The organism is Streptomyces sp. NPDC021356, from assembly GCF_040641015.1.
Classification (GTDB): Bacteria; Actinomycetota; Actinomycetes; order Streptomycetales; family Streptomycetaceae; genus Streptomyces.
The window spans coordinates 1-15908 of the sequence record NZ_JBFACU010000040.1; the positions used below are offsets into that span (position 1 = coordinate 1).

At 69.9% G+C, this 15908-nt stretch carries 12 protein-coding genes and 3 pseudogenes; 3 read left to right on the top strand and 12 right to left on the bottom strand.

Features of this window, described 5'->3' with window-relative positions; translation table 11 throughout:
• Nucleotides 1-374 precede the first annotated feature (374 nt).
• From AB0G56_RS35635 to AB0G56_RS35655, 5 genes and pseudogenes are all read right to left on the bottom strand, one after another.
• Nucleotides 375-2060: a ribonuclease J gene (locus AB0G56_RS35635; RefSeq protein WP_360978279.1), complete on the bottom strand. Its 1686-nt coding sequence runs from the start codon at nucleotides 2058-2060 to the stop codon at nucleotides 375-377.
• 195 nt (nucleotides 2061-2255) lie between these two features.
• Nucleotides 2256-3155: a 4-hydroxy-tetrahydrodipicolinate synthase gene (gene dapA, locus AB0G56_RS35640; RefSeq protein ID WP_360978282.1), complete on the bottom strand. Its 900-nt coding sequence runs from the start codon at nucleotides 3153-3155 to the stop codon at nucleotides 2256-2258.
• Nucleotides 3156-3390: 235 nt separating this feature from the next.
• A pseudogene (thyX, locus tag AB0G56_RS35645) lies at nucleotides 3391-3840 on the bottom strand (FAD-dependent thymidylate synthase); the annotation flags it as partial.
• Nucleotides 3841-3843: 3 nt separating this feature from the next.
• Nucleotides 3844-4770 (bottom strand): annotated as a pseudogene (locus AB0G56_RS35650) (HNH endonuclease); the annotation flags it as partial.
• Nucleotides 4750-5040 (bottom strand): annotated as a pseudogene (locus tag AB0G56_RS35655) (FAD-dependent thymidylate synthase); the annotation flags it as partial. The pseudogenes AB0G56_RS35655 and AB0G56_RS35650, both read right to left, overlap by 21 nt.
• A 204-nt stretch (nucleotides 5041-5244) precedes the next feature.
• Between AB0G56_RS35655 and AB0G56_RS35660 the strand changes: the two are divergent.
• On the top strand, nucleotides 5245-5478 hold the full coding sequence (locus AB0G56_RS35660; RefSeq protein ID WP_360978285.1) for a hypothetical protein: 234 nt from the start codon (nucleotides 5245-5247) through the stop codon (nucleotides 5476-5478).
• A 141-nt stretch (nucleotides 5479-5619) separates the two neighbouring features.
• Nucleotides 5620-6174: a hypothetical protein gene (locus AB0G56_RS35665; RefSeq protein WP_360978288.1), complete on the top strand. Its 555-nt coding sequence runs from the start codon at nucleotides 5620-5622 to the stop codon at nucleotides 6172-6174.
• A gap of 160 nt (nucleotides 6175-6334) precedes the next feature.
• Here AB0G56_RS35665 and AB0G56_RS35670 read toward each other — a convergent pair whose 3' ends face one another.
• The 5 genes from AB0G56_RS35670 to rpsO form a co-directional block, all read right to left on the bottom strand.
• The gene (locus AB0G56_RS35670; protein ID WP_360978291.1) at nucleotides 6335-6790 is read right to left on the bottom strand and encodes a hypothetical protein; all 456 of its coding nucleotides are present in this window, start codon (nucleotides 6788-6790) and stop codon (nucleotides 6335-6337) included.
• A gap of 11 nt (nucleotides 6791-6801) precedes the next feature.
• On the bottom strand, nucleotides 6802-7554 hold the full coding sequence (dapB, locus tag AB0G56_RS35675; protein ID WP_360978294.1) for a 4-hydroxy-tetrahydrodipicolinate reductase: 753 nt from the start codon (nucleotides 7552-7554) through the stop codon (nucleotides 6802-6804).
• A 41-nt stretch (nucleotides 7555-7595) separates the two neighbouring features.
• Nucleotides 7596-8975, bottom strand: a complete 1380-nt coding sequence (locus tag AB0G56_RS35680) for a pitrilysin family protein (protein ID WP_360978297.1) — start codon at nucleotides 8973-8975, stop codon at nucleotides 7596-7598.
• A complete protein-coding gene (locus AB0G56_RS35685) occupies nucleotides 8972-11215 on the bottom strand; it encodes a polyribonucleotide nucleotidyltransferase (RefSeq protein WP_360978300.1) in 2244 nt (747 codons plus the stop codon). Before AB0G56_RS35685 ends, AB0G56_RS35680 begins: the two co-directional genes overlap by 4 nt.
• A gap of 423 nt (nucleotides 11216-11638) precedes the next feature.
• A complete protein-coding gene (gene rpsO, locus AB0G56_RS35690; RefSeq protein ID WP_030177470.1) occupies nucleotides 11639-11926 on the bottom strand; it encodes a 30S ribosomal protein S15 in 288 nt (95 codons plus the stop codon).
• A 281-nt stretch (nucleotides 11927-12207) separates the two neighbouring features.
• Here rpsO and AB0G56_RS35695 point away from each other — a divergent pair, with 281 nt between their 5' ends.
• Nucleotides 12208-12498 carry a DUF397 domain-containing protein gene (locus AB0G56_RS35695; RefSeq protein ID WP_360978304.1) on the top strand — a complete coding sequence of 97 codons (291 nt, stop codon included), beginning with the start codon at nucleotides 12208-12210 and terminating at the stop codon, nucleotides 12496-12498.
• Between the two features lie 91 nt (nucleotides 12499-12589).
• On the opposite strand, the gene AB0G56_RS35700 is transcribed toward AB0G56_RS35695, so the two are convergent.
• Both AB0G56_RS35700 and AB0G56_RS35705 read right to left on the bottom strand, forming a co-directional pair.
• Nucleotides 12590-14095, bottom strand: a complete 1506-nt coding sequence (locus AB0G56_RS35700; protein WP_360978307.1) for a PQQ-binding-like beta-propeller repeat protein — start codon at nucleotides 14093-14095, stop codon at nucleotides 12590-12592.
• A 198-nt stretch (nucleotides 14096-14293) separates the two neighbouring features.
• A complete protein-coding gene (locus tag AB0G56_RS35705) occupies nucleotides 14294-15799 on the bottom strand; it encodes a PQQ-binding-like beta-propeller repeat protein (RefSeq protein WP_360978310.1) in 1506 nt (501 codons plus the stop codon).
• Between the last annotated feature and the right edge of the window lie 109 nt (nucleotides 15800-15908).

A 15908-nucleotide genomic window follows, 5' to 3' on the forward strand; every position in this document is an offset into this window, starting at 1 on the left:
TTGGCACGCTGTTGAGTTCTCAAGGAACGGACGCTTCCTTCGTACTCACCCTCTCGGGCTTTCCTCCGGGCGCTTCCCTTCGGTCTTGCGTTTCCTACTCTATCAGACCGTTTTCTGATCCGATTTCCTCGGTGCTTTCCAGGTTCCCGCTCCGCTTTCGCTTCGCGTTTCCCTTTCCGGCGGTTCCGACTTTATCAGAAGTTCTGAGCCGGATTTTCCACCCCTCCGGGAGCGTCCCCCGGTACGCACGAGGCGACCGGGTTCCCGTCCTGGCGGAGCCGTAAACGTACTGGAGCGGGGCGCCTCGATGCAAATCGAGGCGCCCCGCCACCAGTTCACACGTACGAGCTGCCGTAGGACAGTCGTACGGTCCGTCAGACCTCCACGACGACCGGCAGGATCATCGGCCGGCGTCGGTAGGTGTCCGAGACCCACTTGCCCAGCGTGCGGCGGATGAGCTGCTGCAGCTGGTGGGAGTCGGCGATCCCCTCCTGGGCCGACTTCTCCAGGACCTCCGCGATCTTCGGGACGACGGCGCCGAAGGCGGAGTCGTCGATGCCCGAGCCGCGTGCCTGGAGGTGCGGGCCGCCGGTGACCTTGCCGGTGGTGGAGTCGACCACCACGAAGACCGAGATGATGCCCTCGTCCCCGAGGATCTTGCGGTCCTTCAGAGCGGGCTCGCCCACGTCGCCGACGGAGAGACCGTCGACGTAGACGTAGCCGGCCTGGACCTTGCCGGAGATCTTGGCCTTGCCCTCGACGAGGTCGACGGTCACGCCGTCCTCGGCGATGACGATCCGGTCGTGCGGGACGCCGGTCATCGCGCCCAGCTCGGCGTTGGCGCGCAGGTGGCGCCATTCGCCGTGCACCGGCAGCAGGTTCCTGGGACGGCAGATGTTGTAGAAGTACAGCAGTTCGCCGGCCGAGGCGTGGCCCGAGACGTGCACCTTGGCGTTGCCCTTGTGCACGACGTTGGCGCCCCAGCGGGTCAGGCCGTTGATGACCCGGTACACCGCGTTCTCGTTGCCCGGGATCAGCGACGACGCCAGGATCACCGTGTCACCCTCGACGATGCGGATCTGGTGGTCCCGGTTGGCCATGCGGGACAGGGCCGCCATCGGTTCGCCCTGGGAGCCCGTGCAGACCAGGACCACCTCGTGGTCGGGCAGGTCGTCGAGCGTGCGGACGTCCACCACCAGGCCCGGCGGGACCTTGAGGTAGCCGAGGTCGCGTGCGATGCCCATGTTGCGGACCATCGAGCGGCCGACGAAGGCCACGCGGCGGCCGTACTCGTGGGCGGCGTCCAGGATCTGCTGGATGCGGTGGACGTGGCTGGCGAAGCTCGCCACGATGATCCGCTTGTCGGCGCCGGCGAAGACCTGGCGCAGCACGCCGGAGATGTCCCGCTCGGGGGGGACGAATCCCGGCACCTCGGCGTTGGTGGAGTCCGCGAGGAGGAGGTCGATGCCCTCTTCGCTCAGCCGTGCGAACGCATGCAGGTCGGTGAGCCTGCGGTCCAGCGGGAGCTGGTCCATCTTGAAGTCGCCGGTGTGGACCACCATGCCGGCGGGCGTGCGGATGGCGACGGCCAGGGCGTCCGGGATGGAGTGGTTGACCGCGACGAACTCGCAGTCGAAGGGACCGATGCGCTCCCGGTTCCCCTCCACGACCTCCAGGGTGTACGGGCGGATGCGGTGCTCCTGGAGCTTGGCCTCGATGAGCGCGAGGGTCAGCTTGGAGCCGATCAGCGGGATGTCCGGCTTCTCCCGCAGGAGGTAGGGGACACCGCCGATGTGGTCCTCGTGGCCGTGCGTGAGGACGATGCCCTCGATGTCGTCGAGGCGGTCCCGGATGGACGAGAAGTCCGGCAGGATCAGGTCGATTCCGGGCTGCTCCTCCTCGGGGAAGAGCACTCCGCAGTCGACGATCAGCAGGCGTCCGCCGTACTCGAAGACCGTCATGTTGCGGCCGATCTCTCCGAGACCGCCGAGCGGGGTGACGCGGAGGCCTCCGTCGGCGAGCGGCGGGGGCGGCGCGAGTTCAGGATGCGGATGACTCAAAAGACCCTCCTCACCACACGCGCCACGTACCGGTGGGCACGTGGCGCGCGTGACGTTCGTGCAGAAGCAGTTGTCGTTGTCGGTGCAGGCACCGGTGGCCTGCGGTTTCGGTGCTTGTTCAGTTGTGGTGCCCGGTTCCCGGGTGTGGTTCCGGGTGGAGCCGGGCGGTGCGAGGGATCTCGCGAAGTCTCGTTGTCAGAGCTGTACCCCGCCGGCGGCAAGATCGATCTTGAGCTGTTCGGTCTCCTCGGGCGCCAGCTCCACCATGGGCAGCCGCAGCGGTCCGCCCGGCAGTCCCTGGAGGGCGAGCGCGGCCTTGGTGGTCATCACGCCCTGGGTGCGGAACATGCCGGTGTAGACGGGCAGCAGCTTCTGGTGGATCTCAGTCGCCTTCTGGACGTCACCGGAGGTGTACGCCTCGATGAGGGCGCGCAGGTCGGGGGTGACGAGGTGGCCGACGACCGAGACGAAGCCGACCGCGCCGACGGAGAGCAGCGGCAGGTTCAGCATGTCGTCACCGGAGTACCAGGCGAGACCTGAGCGGGCGATGGCCCAGCTCGCGCGGCCGAGGTCGCCCTTGGCGTCCTTGTTGGCGACGATCCTCGGGTGCTCGGCGAGGCGGACGATCGTCTCCGTGTTGATCGGGACGCCGCTGCGGCCGGGGATGTCGTACAGCATGACGGGCAGGCCGGTCGCGTCGGCGATGGCCTTGAAGTGCCGGTACAGGCCCTCCTGGGGGGGCTTGTTGTAGTACGGCGTGACGGTCAGCAGGCCGTGCGCGCCGGCCTGCTCGGCGGCGCGGGCCAGTTCGATGCTGTGGTGGGTGTCGTTGGTGCCGACGCCGGCCACCACGTGCGCCCGGTCTCCGACGGCCGCCACGACCGCGCGTACCAGCTCCGTTTTCTCCGCATCGCTGGTGGTGGGGGACTCGCCCGTGGTGCCGTTGACGACCAGGCCGTCGTTGCCTGCGTCCACCAGGTGGGCGGCGAGCCGCTGCGCGCCGTCGAGGTCGAGTGCGCCGTCCGCCGTGAAGGGCGTGACCATGGCGGTGAGGACCCGCCCGAAGGGGGTCTGCGGAGTCGAGGTCGGAGCCATGGGTAACACGCTACTCGCTGCTCAAGGCGGGGTCTGCCCTCGGGGCGGGCGACAACTCGGGACAAAGGTGGAGCCCGGCACTGCCTGCTCGGGGGTTCAAGCAGTGCCGGGTCCGTTCGATCAGGCTAGATAACTTCCAGAAATGCCGCAATACGGACACTTCGCAAGGCTGATCCGTACATCTGTCCCTGGCGCCGCCCCGCGGAAAGAGGGGGGCGCGCATACCCGGTACGGGCTACGGGGCGACCCGGCCGTTGGCGTTGAAGGCGGCGTACGTCAGGGGCATGAGCTTCGCCCACTCGGCCTCCATCCGCTCACCGACCATCTCGATCTCCCGCTGCGGGAAGGACGGCACCTTGGCCAGCTCGTGCTGGGTGCGAAGGCCGAGGAAGTGCATCAGCGAGCGGGCGTTGCACGTGGCGTACATCGAGGAGAACAGGCCCACCGGAAGCACGGCGCGGGCGACCTCGCGGGCCACGCCGGCGGCCAGCATCTCCTGGTAGGCCTCGTACGCCTCGCGGTAGGTGTCCTCCATCACCCGGCCCACGAGTTCCTGCTGGGCCTGTGTTCCCTCGACGAACTCATACTTGCCGGGCCGACCCTGCTGGACGAGCTTGCGCGCCTCGTCGGGGACGTAGAACACCGGCTGAAGCGTCCGGTACCGCCCGGACTCCTCGTTGTAGGAGTTGTGCACGACGATGCCGTCGGCGAGGAAGTTGTGCCAGGGGCCTTCCACGGAGAGGTCGTAGGTCATCTCCTCCCCCGCTTCCTCGATGGCGACGATCTCGTCCGGGACGGCCGTGGCGATCTTGCCGCCGCGCCGTGCCAGGGCCTGCTCCTCGGCGCTCTTGGCCGCATGGCAGGCCTCGCAGGTCGGAGCGAGGTTCTTCTCGTCGAGAGCCCGGCTCAGGTCGGCAGCCACCGGGACGATGTGATCGAGGGCGAGCTCGGCTCGGGGAAACGTCTGCGCACAGAGGTGGCACGTGTCGGAATCCTTGATCAACCGCTGCCGCTGCATGGCGGTCCACACACCGATGCCGCGCCGCAGGCTGGGCGGAACGAGCGCCTGCGAGGGACGCGGGGCCGTACCGGCGGCCATGACGGCGTCACCGACCGCGAGCTCGCCCGCCTTGCACCAGCCCTGCGGGGTGAACACGGCGTGGTCGACGGTGCACCGCAGGCTCCTGCCGGACGCCGTGGTCAGCTTGATCAGCGGCTTCACGCCGGACTGGATGACGTCCACGATTCTGGCACGCTGGGCGAGCAGGGTCTCCTCGTCGTAGCAGCGCACATGGTCACGGCGGACGGACTCCAGCTTGCGCAGTCGCGTGCTCGGGTGCAGCTCACGGAACTCGGCGACCGCGGACTCGGCCGCCTCGCGGTTCGCGTACAGGCCCAGGTAGTGGTTGGTTTCACCGCGGCGGACCTGCGCCGTCCACTTGCCGGCCCGGCTGTTCCAGGTCACGCCGCCCGCGGAGTGCGGGAGCCGGTCCTCGACGCCCAGGTGCCAGAGCTTGTAGAGCTCCGAGATGCTGCGCCGGCGCAGGTTGCCCGCCTCGCTCTCCAGCGTGATCTCCGTGTCCCCGGCGAGGCACCAGCCCACGCGGTGCCGCATGAACTCGCGGAAGACGAAGATCGGGGCGCTGATGAGGAAGGTCATCGAGTTGTGCTCGAAGGGACTGCCGTGCCGGTCCCGCATCAGGTAGTTGATCAGGCCCCTGGAGCGCTCCGGGTCCTTGTCCAGCTCGTCCAGGGACTGCTCGCCGATGGTCGAGACGCGAGCCGCGAAGAGCACGTCGTTGTCCGACGCGGTGTGCTTCACCAGCTCGACGTGAACATCGCTGCGGAAGCTGGGCAACAGGTCGTCGGCGGGGGTGTCGGTCACGGTGCGGGGGGTCCCTTCCTTCACGTCTGACGGGCGGCGCCCACTCTACGTGGGCGGCCACCGCCTCCCCCGTCCGCACTCGCCCCGGTCAATTTCCGGAAATGGGCACCTTTCGGGACACTCATGCGTCTGTATGTGTGAGACACACCCGTTCGACCCCGAACTTCCCCACCTGGACCGTCCCCGAAGGGAGCCGTACCCGCGATGTTCCGTCGGCGTGAGCCCGTCCCGTTCGCCTTCGTCGCCGAGGCCGACCGCTTCCGCAGCAATGTCACTCCCCCGCCCCGGCGGCGGGCGTCGGCGGCCCAGATAACCGGGCGCTGTCTGCTGGGCCTCACCATCGTCGCGGGGCTCGTGGGTTCCCTGATCCTGGGGATGCCCGCACTGGCGATCACGCACTCCCCCACCCAGACCCAGCAGGCCTCGCACGGGCACTGACGAAGGGCGTCGACGCAGGAGGGACTGAGGGGCCCGGCCGCCGCCCCGGCCACTCCCCTGGCCCCCGCGGGTGGTGAGCGGGAACACAGCCGGATAGCCTCACCGGGCACAGCCCATGCGTGGATTGAGTGAGGACCCGCCGTGCCCCTGCCCTTCCTGACGGCCGACCGCGCCTTCGACGCAGCGGACGATGTCGCGCTGCCGTTCGACGACCGCGAGCGCTGGCGGCGCCCGTACCGACCCGGCCCCTGGCGGGTGGGCGTGGCCGCGCTGGTGCTGCTCGTCGCCTCCTTCGTGATGCTGTCGGCGGTCGTGATCGCGTTGAGCGGCGATGTGTCCGCGGGCGCCGCCTGTCTCGGCGTGGGAGTCGTCGTGATCGCCGTGGCGCTGCGGCTGCTGCGCATGGGTGTGTGGGTCAGTGCGCGCGGGCTGCGCCACACCGGCTTCCTGATCACCCGTACGACGCCGTGGGCGCAGATCGTCAGCGTGCGTACGGTGCAGCAGCCGGTGCGCTGGCTCGGGCTGCCGCGGACCGTGCAGGGCCAGGCGCTGCTGCTCGGGCGCAGGGGGCGCCCCCAGGAGAGCGTGCCGCCCCTGCTGACCACGCACGGCGCCGACTTCCTGGGCCGTGTGACCGCGTTCGACCGGGCGGCGGACACGGTGGAGGCGTGGGCGGACGAGTACGGGACCCGCTGAGCGGGGCCGGACACCCGGCCCCGTTGATCCGGACAGCGCTCCGGGCGTGTGCGTCCTGGAGCGCGTAGCGCCGACAGTCCGTAGGAGCGGCATCGCTTGGGGGCGGCCCCCGTAGTTCCCGCGCCCCGGGGCTACGACCGTACGGCGGCGAGCGCGGCGCTCAGGCCACGGGGACGGGCCTGCCGTCGTGCAGGGCGATCGCGCGCTGCATCGCCTTGCGGGCGCGGGGGGTGTCGCGGGCGTCGTGGTAGGCCACGGCGAGGCGGAACCAGGAACGCCAGTCGCCGGGGGCGGCCTCCGTCTCGGCCTTGCGCAGGGCGAAGACCGCGTCGGCCGAGTCGCGGTCGATGCGCCCGCTGGGCGTGCGCTCGAGTTCGTCGACGGGCAGGCCGCCCTCGGCGTCGAGTTCCGCGGCGAGGGCGTTGGCCCGGCGGACGAACTGGGTGTTCTTCCACAGGAACCACAGGCCGATCACCGGCAGGATCAGCACGGCCACCCCGAAGGTGACCGTCACGAACGTGCCGGACTCGATGAGCAGGACGCCGCGGCTGCCGACCAGGACGAAGTAGAAGACCAGGACGGCGGCCGTGACGAGGTAGGTGATCTTCGCGCGCATGGGGATCGGGCTCAGTTCAGGTCGAGGAAGTGCTCCAGGCCGAAGGTCAGGCCCGGAGTGGTCACCACGCGGCGGGCGCCGAGCAGGATGCCCGGCATGAAGCTGCTGTGGTGGAGCGAGTCGTGGCGGATGGTGAGCGTCTCGCCCTCGGCGCCCAGCAGGACCTCCTGGTGGGCGAGGAGGCCGCGCAGGCGCACGGCGTGCACGGGGACGCCGTCGACGTCGGCGCCGCGGGCGCCGTCCAGCGCGGTCGCGGTGGCGTCCGGTGCCGGGGCCGTGCCGGCCTTGGCGCGGGCCTCGGCGATGAGCTGGGCGGTGCGCGTGGCCGTGCCGCTGGGGGCGTCGACCTTGTTGGGGTGGTGCAGCTCGACGACCTCGACGGACTCGAACCAGGGGGCGGCGAGCTGCGCGAACTTCATGGTGAGGACGGCGCCGATGGAGAAGTTCGGGGCGATGAGCACGCCGGTCTCCGGGGACCGGTCGAGCCGGTCCCTCAGCTGCGCGAGGCGGTCGTCGGTCCAGCCGGTGGTGCCGACCACGGCGTGGATGCCGTGGCGTACGCAGAAGTCGAGGTTGTCCATGACCGAGTCCGGGGTGGTCAGCTCGACGGCGACCTGGGCCCCGTTCTCGACGAGGGTCTCCAGCCGGTCGCCCCGGCCGAGGGCGGCGACCAGCTCCATGTCCTCGGCGGCCTCGACGGCCCGTACGGCCTCGGAACCGATGCGGCCCTTGGCACCGAGGACCGCCACGCGCAGCTTGCTCATCTCTTGCTTCCTTTGACCGGAGGGGGTGGGCGACCGAGGGGTCAGGCCACCGCGTCGTGCAGACGGGCGGCCTGCTTGTCCTTCAGCGGGCCGATGACCGACAGCGACGGGCGCTGTCCCAGGATGTTCCGCGCGACCTCGCGGACCTCGTCCGGGGTCACCGCGGCCATGCGGGCCAGCATGTCGTCGACGGAGATCTGCTCGCCCCAGCACAGCTCGCTCTTGCCGATGCGGTTCATCAGCGCGCCCGTGTCCTCCAGGCCGAGGACGGTCGAGCCCTGGAGCTGGCCGATGGCGCGGCCGATCTCGTCGTCGGACAGGCCGTGCTCGGCGACGTGGTCGAGTTCGTCGCGGCAGATCCGCAGCACGTCGTGCACCTGGCTGGGCCGGCAGCCGGCGTAGACGCCGAAGAGGCCGCAGTCGGCGAAGCCCGAGGTGTAGGAGTACACGCTGTAGGCCAGGCCGCGCTTCTCGCGGACCTCCTGGAACAGGCGGGAGGACATGCCGCCGCCGAGGGCGGTGTTGAGGACGCCGAGGGCCCAGCGGCGGTCGTCGGTGCGGGCCAGGCCGGGCATGCCGAGGACGACGTGGGCCTGTTCCGTCTTCCTGTTCTGCAGTTCGACACGGCCGGTGGGGCGCAGGCCGCGGCGGCCGTCGCGCGGGGCGACGGGGACGGCCGCGGCGTTCCCGAGGGCGCCGGCCTTCTCGAAGGCGGCGCGGACCTGGCGTACGACCTTGGCGTGATCGATGTTGCCTGCGCAGGCGACGACGAGGTGGGTCGGGTCGTAGTGCTTCTTGTAGAAGCGGCGGATGCGGTCGGCGGTGAGCGCGTTGACGGTGTCGACGGTGCCGAGGACCGGGCGGCCCAGCGGTTTGTCGCCGAACATGGTGTGCGCGAACAGGTCGTGCACGCAGTCGCCGGGGTCGTCCTCGGTCATGGCGATCTCTTCGAGGATCGCGCCGCGCTCGACGTCGACGTCCTCCTCGCGGATCAGCGAGCCGGTGAGCATGTCGCAGACCACGTCGATGGCGAGCGGCAGGTCGGTGTCGAGCACGCGTGCGTAGTAGCACGTGTACTCCTTGGCCGTGAACGCGTTCATCTCGCCGCCGACGGCGTCGAGGGCGGCGGAGATGTCCAGGGCGGAGCGGCGCTCGGTGCCCTTGAAGAGCAGGTGCTCCAGGTAGTGCGTGGCACCGCCCAGCGAGCGGGTCTCGTCGCGGGAGCCGACGTGCGCCCAGATGCCGAAGGTGGCCGAGCGCACGGAGGGCAGGGTCTCGGTGACGATGCGCAGGCCGCCGGGGAGGGTGGTGCGGCGCACGGTGCCGATGCCGTTCGTGCCCTTGATCAGGGTTTGGGTACGGGCGACGGCCCGCGCCTCCGAGGAGGTGCGGGCCGTCGCCTTCAAGCCACGGGACGTCACTTGGCGGCGTCGTCCTTCTGCTCTGACCCCGCGGCGGAGCCGCTGTCGGACGCCGTCTCCTCGCCCTCGATCACGGGGACCAGGGAGAGCTTGCCGCGGGAGTCGATCTCGGCGATCTCGACCTGGACCTTCTGGCCCACGCCGAGCACGTCCTCGACGTTCTCCACGCGCTTGCCGCCGGCGAGCTTGCGGATCTGCGAGATGTGCAGCAGACCGTCCTTGCCGGGCAGCAGGGAGACGAACGCGCCGAAGGTCGTCGTCTTCACGACCGTACCCAGGTAGCGCTCGCCGACCTCGGGCATCGTCGGGTTGGCGATGCTGTTGATCGTGGTGCGGGCGGCCTCGGCGGCCGGACCGTCGGCGGCACCGATGTAGATGGTGCCGTCGTCCTCGATGGTGATCTCGGCGCCGGTGTCCTCCTGGATCTGGTTGATCATCTTGCCCTTGGGGCCGATGACCTCGCCGATCTTGTCGACCGGGATCTTCACGGTGATGATCCGCGGCGCGTTCGGGGACATCTCGTCCGGGGTGTCGATCGCTTCCATCATCACGTCGAGGATGTGGAGGCGGGCGTCACGGGCCTGCTTGAGGGCGGCGGCCAGGACGGAGGCGGGGATGCCGTCCAGCTTGGTGTCGAGCTGGAGGGCGGTGACGAACTCCTTGGTGCCGGCGACCTTGAAGTCCATGTCGCCGAAGGCGTCCTCCGCACCGAGGATGTCGGTGAGGGTGACGTAGTGCGTCTCGCCGTCGATCTCCTGGGAGATCAGGCCCATGGCGATACCGGCGACCGGGGCCTTCAGCGGCACACCGGCGTTCAGCAGCGACATGGTGGAGGCGCAGACCGAGCCCATCGACGTCGAGCCGTTGGAGCCGAGGGCCTCGGACACCTGGCGGATCGCGTAGGGGAACTCCTCGCGCGTGGGCAGCACCGGCACGAGCGCGCGCTCGGCGAGGGCGCCGTGGCCGATCTCGCGGCGCTTGGGGGAGCCGACACGGCCGGTCTCACCGGTGGAGTACGGCGGGAAGTTGTAGTTGTGCATGTAGCGCTTGCGGGTCACCGGGGAGAGGGTGTCCAGCTGCTGCTCCATGCGGAGCATGTTCAGGGTGGTGACGCCCAGGATCTGGGTCTCGCCACGCTCGAACAGGGCCGAGCCGTGCACCCGCGGGATGGCCTCGACCTCGGCGGCGAGCGTACGGATGTCCGTGACGCCGCGGCCGTCGATGCGCTTCTTCTCCTTGATGACGCGCTCGCGGACCAGGGTCTTGGTCAGCGCGCGGTACGCGGCGGAGATCTCCTTCTCGCGGCCCTCGAACTCGGGCAGCAGCTTCTCGGCGGCCAGGCCCTTGACGCGGTCCAGCTCGGCCTCGCGCTCCTGCTTGCCGGCGATGGTGAGCGCCTGGGCCAGCTCGGGGCGGACCGCGGCGGTCAGCGCCTCCAGGATGTCGCCCTGGTAGTCGAGGAAGATCGGGAACTCGCCGGTGGGCTTGGCGGCCTTCGCGGCGAGGTCCGACTGGGCCTTGCACAGCACCTTGATGAAGGGCTTCGCGGCCTCGAGACCGGCGGCGACGACCTCCTCGGTGGGGGCCTCGACACCGCCCTTGACCAGCTGGATGGTCTTCTCGGTGGCCTCGGCCTCGACCATCATGATCGCGACGTCGCCGTCCTCCAGGACACGGCCGGCGACGACCATGTCGAAGACGGCGTCCTCCAGCTCGCTGTGGGTCGGGAAGGCGACCCACTGGCCGTTGATCAGCGCGACGCGGACGCCGCCGATCGGGCCGGAGAAGGGCAGGCCGGCCAGCTGCGTGGAGGCGGAGGCGGCGTTGATGGCGACCACGTCGTACAGGTGGTCGGGGTTGAGCGCCATGACCGTGCAGACGACCTGGATCTCGTTGCGCAGGCCCTTCTTGAAGGACGGGCGCAGCGGGCGGTCGATCAGGCGGCAGGTGAGGATGGCGTCCTCGGAGGGGCGGCCCTCACGGCGGAAGAAGGAACCGGGGATCTTCCCGGCCGCGTACATGCGCTCCTCGACGTCCACCGTCAGGGGGAAGAAGTCGAGCTGGTCCTTGGGGTTCTTGGAGGCGGTGGTGGCCGACAGCACCATGGTGTCGTCGTCCAGGTACGCCACGGCGGAACCGGCGGCCTGCTTGGCCAGGCGGCCCGTCTCGAAGCGGATCGTGCGGGTGCCGAAGGAGCCGTTGTCGATGACGGCCTCGGCGTAGTGGGTCTCGTTCTCCACCAGCGTTTTCTCCGTTACTTGTCGTCTTTCGTCCCGCCTCGCCCGTGTGGCGGGGGGACGGTGGCGGAGAAGCGCTCCGTCTGGTGCGGGCCGGTCTTCGATCGAAGCACCCGGGGCTCACATCGCCCGGGGGCCACTACCGAGGACCGGCGGCGGCGAGGTGCGCTCCTCCTCGTTGTCGTTCTCGTTGTCTGTTCGTACTGGTGCGGACGGTTCCGTACGGCGCTCACGTCCTGCGCTTCCGTACTGTTCCGTGCCGCGTTCCGTACGCCTTCCGGACGCGTTCCGTACCGCGTTCGGTGCCGTACGTCCTGCGTCGTGCTACCACACTACAAAGCGTGAGTGACACTCCGCACGTTTCCGCACGTACGGCAAAGGGAGCGGCCCCCGATCCTGACCGGGAACCGCTCCCTTCACGGCGTCCTACTTGGCGCCCGCCGCACCACGGCGGATGCCGAGGCGGTCGACCAGGGCACGGAAGCGCTGGATGTCCTTCTTCGCCAGGTACTGCAGCAGGCGACGGCGCTGACCGACCAGGATCAGCAGGCCACGACGGGAGTGGTGGTCGTGCTTGTGGGTCTTGAGGTGCTCGGTCAGGTCGGAGATCCGACGGGAGAGCAGCGCGACCTGGACCTCGGGGGAGCCGGTGTCACCCTCCTTGGTACCGAACTCGCCGATGATCTGCTTCTTCGTAGCGGCGTCGAGCGACACGCGTACTCCTCATGGTCTGTGAATGGCCACCGAGTGCCCCGGTCTGTGTCTCCGGGGAGCTTCCGTTACTCGGGAGGCGGGGTCCGCTGGGCGCGATCTCCAGGGCCTGCAGGGTTGCCTGCGACGGCGCCGGGGGTGCGTACACAAACGGCCGTCACCCAGGTTACCAGGCGGTGGAGGCCGTCCTTCCCCGGGTTTCCCGCCCGCCCCGCGACGCGTGTCCCGGCCACTAGGGTGAGCACTGGCACCGTAGAGCTACGTCGGGAAGGGGTCGCTGCGAGATGGCGGAGACGGAAGCGGAGATCAAGGCACGCAAGGAGCGCGAGCGCGACGAACTGTACGCGCTCGACATCTCGGGCGTGGAGTGGCACTGCGCACCGGGCACGGAGGAACACGAGGAGCGCGTCGAGATCGCCTACCTTCCCGACGGCGCCGTGGCCATGCGGTCCTCCCTCGACCACGACACGGTGCTGCGCTACACGGAGGCGGAGTGGCGGGCGTTCGTGCTGGGCGCGCGGGACGGGGAGTTCGACCTGGAGCCGGCGGAGCACAACGGGGGGCTCGACGTGTAGCGGGATGCGTGCGGTGAGCCGGGTTCGGTGAGCCGGATGTGGTGAGGGGCGGCACATGGGTGCCGCCCCTTTCGGGTGGAGGTGGCGCAGGTCAGTGCTTCAGTCCCGCGCTCCCGAAGCCGACGGCCACCAGCACCGCGTCCTTGGGCGAGTCGTCGTCACGGACCAGTTCACGCGGCCCGAAGAAGATGTTCCCCTCCTCCGCGAGGATGTCCGTCCGCTCGGGATCGCTGAGCTCGCCCTCGTGGTCCTGGGGAAGCTCGAAGAACAGCAGCGGAGTCTCCTTGTCGGTGCGCGGGTTCCAGCTGACCAGGCCCGCCAGACCTACGGCACCGGCGCCCTCACGGTAGATGAGCAGGTCGTCGCCGCTCATCCGGAGGGGATAGACCTTCTGCAGGTCGCGGCCGTCGAACTTGCCCCCGGTCTTCCCCGTCTTCAGGTCGAACGCCACGATCCAGTCGCCGGGCTGGCCGTTGGCGATGTTCTCCTTGCTCGACACGTAGGCCTGGGTGGGCCCCACCACGATGCCGTCGCAGTTCTCCACCACGCCGAAGAAGATCTTGCCGTAGTACCGGTCGCCGCACTTGGCGTCGTACCCCTTCAGGGGGACGGTGGCCGCGTGCCTGCCCTGGTCGTCGAGGGTGATCAGATCGGTCACCTGGGTGTCACCGGCCGCGACGGCGAGGACGGGCGGATCCGAGGAGGGCAGGTAGACCCTGCTCACACCGCGGGTGAGCCTGTACGTCCACAGGTTCTTGCCGGTGCGCGGATCGAGCTTCTGCACCTTGTACGTGGTGTCGGGTGCCTGGCCGCAGGCGGCGAGCGCGAGCAGTGCCCGGCCACCGGCGAAGCCCTGGTCCGCGCACTGGGCCGTGGTCGTGGTGTTCCACAGCTGCTTGCCGCTCTTCATGTCGTACGCCACCGAGCCGTGCCCCCAGGCGACCGCGACCACGCCCTTCGTCAGGGTCAGGTCGGTGTTGGTGACATAGGCGAAGTCAGCCGCCGGCATCTTCTTCTGCCACAGCTTGCGGCCGGTGTCCAGGTCGAAGAACACCACCTGGTCGCAGACGCCGTTGCCCGGGTCGGTGGCGCTCTTGGGCGGCTGGATGACGACCGCGGTGCGTCCGTCGGCGGTGACGTGCCGGCTGGTGGCGCAGATGTGACCGCCGAGGTCGAGTGTCCAGACCTTCTCGTCGTAGTGCGGCTCGATCCGGTAGCCCTCGACATGGTCGGCGATGCCCCTGGCGAAGATCTTCGCGGTGGCCCAGGAACCGGGCGCGTAGAGCGGGTTGCCGTCCGTGTGCTTCTCGAGGTGCTCCACGCTGTGCTCGACCACCTCCCGGCCCTCCGGCGAGCGGGGAGCCTTCTCGACCGTGCTGCGGATCTCGTCGGGCTGCTGAGCGCCGGCGGCCACCTTGCCGTCGGCCGGTGCCCCGTCGTCCCCCGCGGACGACAGGAACAGGCCGCCGGCACAGAGGGCGATCACCAGGACGCCGCCCGCGAGGCCCCCGAGGATTCTGTTGCGGCGGCGTCTGCGGGCCTGGTCGGCCGCGAGAGCGGACTGGGTGTACGCGGAGGGGGGTGGGCCGAAGCTCACGGTGTGGGTCTGCCTCTCGTCGGCGGGCACCGAGCGGCCGGCCCGTCGAGGGACCGCCCGCTCGGTGCGGTTCAGCGCGCGTCCGCGACCGGCCGTGGCCGGTCGGCGCGTGTCCTCGCATCAGTTCTTGACATCACGGGTCGGCATCAGAGCCTGGCATCAGTGCTTCGCATCAGTGCTTGAGATCGGTGCCCGACGTCAGGACTTGGCGGCGTTGCCCCCGATTCCCAGGGCCAGCCAGGTCCACTCCTTGCCCTGCTTCCCGGACGGGCCGTTCGCGGAGTGGCTACCGAAGAACAGACGTCCGTTCTGCACGACGACATCGCTAGCGTCCAGAACGGTGAATTTCTCCGCCTCGCTCGCCACGCCGAAGTAGAAGTACGGGGTCTCCGTGCCCGTCCGCGGATCCAGGCTGACGAGGGCCGAGGGCGAGATGTGGTCCTCGCTCAGGCGCAGGGCGAGGAGCTGGTCGCCGCTCATGCGGATCGGGTACAGCAGCGCGTCGGGGCCCGACTCGAACTTCCTGACCGAGGCGCCGCTCGCCAGGTCGAACCCGATGACCCAGTTGGAGTTGTGAGCCCCGCCCTCGTCCTTGGCGCGCACGAAGACCTGCCCGGCGCCGACCGCGATGGTCGGGCAGTCGTCGAGGACGAGGTAGTCGATGTCCTCGGAGCACTCGCCGAGGTAGTTGCCGCTCTTGAGCCGGACGGTGGCGCGACTGCTTCCGTGGTCGTCGAGCGAGAGCAGTTCCGTGTAGCCGGTGTCACCGGCCGCGACGGCGAGGACCGGCGGCTCGGTCGACGGGACCCTCAGGTCCCGGATGCCCGGGGTGGCCGAGTACGTCCACAGGACGCGGCCGGTACGCGGGTCGATTCCGCGCACCTTGTAGAGGGCCGAGTCCCAGGAGGTGGCGTTCGCGCTCGGGTTGCTGCAGTCGAGCCGGTCCAGCAGTGCCCGGCCGCCCGCCACCCCCATGTCCCGGCACCGGGCGGGGGCCTTGGTCCGCCACAGCTTCTTGCCGAGGTCCATGTCGTACGCCTCGGCACCGCCGCCCCAGGTCACGGCGACCGTCGCGTGGGCCAGGGTCACGCTCGGGGTGTCCTGGCCGCCGCCGATCCGGGACACGGGTATCGCGTGGTCCCAGATCTTCCGCCCGTCGTCGAGGTCGACGTAGGTCACGTGGTCGCAGGGTGCCTGCGGGTCCTCGGCACGCCCCCGGGACAGGACGGCGGTGCGGTGCTCGACGGTGACGTGACGGGTGTATCCGCAGATCAGGCCGGTGAGCCGGAGCCGCCACACTTCGTCGCCCGGTGAGGCGTCGGTGCCGATCCGGAGACCGACGAGCGTGCTCTTGATCCCCTTGGCCAGGATCTTGTCGGTGGCCCACATGCCCGGCAGGTCCTCGTGCTCACCGGGCGCCATGTCGTCGACCGAGAAACGGAAGTCCATGACACCGGTCGTGCTCGCGGGCCGCTTCTCGACCGTCTCACGGACGTCGAGCCGGTCCTGGGCGGCGGGCGACGCCTTCTCGGCCCTGGCAGGCGCCCCCTGGTCGCGCAGCACGGCGACGCCGACCACGGCCGCGGCCACGACGACGGCTGCCGCGGCCAGAGCCATCAGTCTGTTCCGGCGGCGCTTCCTGCGCCGGTCGTCCGCCGCCATGGCGGACTGGGTGTACATGGAAGGCGGCGGGCCGAAGCTCACGCGCGGGGTCCCTTCGTCCGCGCCCCGACTCGTCGAGGGGCGCATGGTTTGTCGTATGGCTGAAGCGTCGGTCGTACGGGCCGGAACCGGTCGACGGGGCCGGGACACG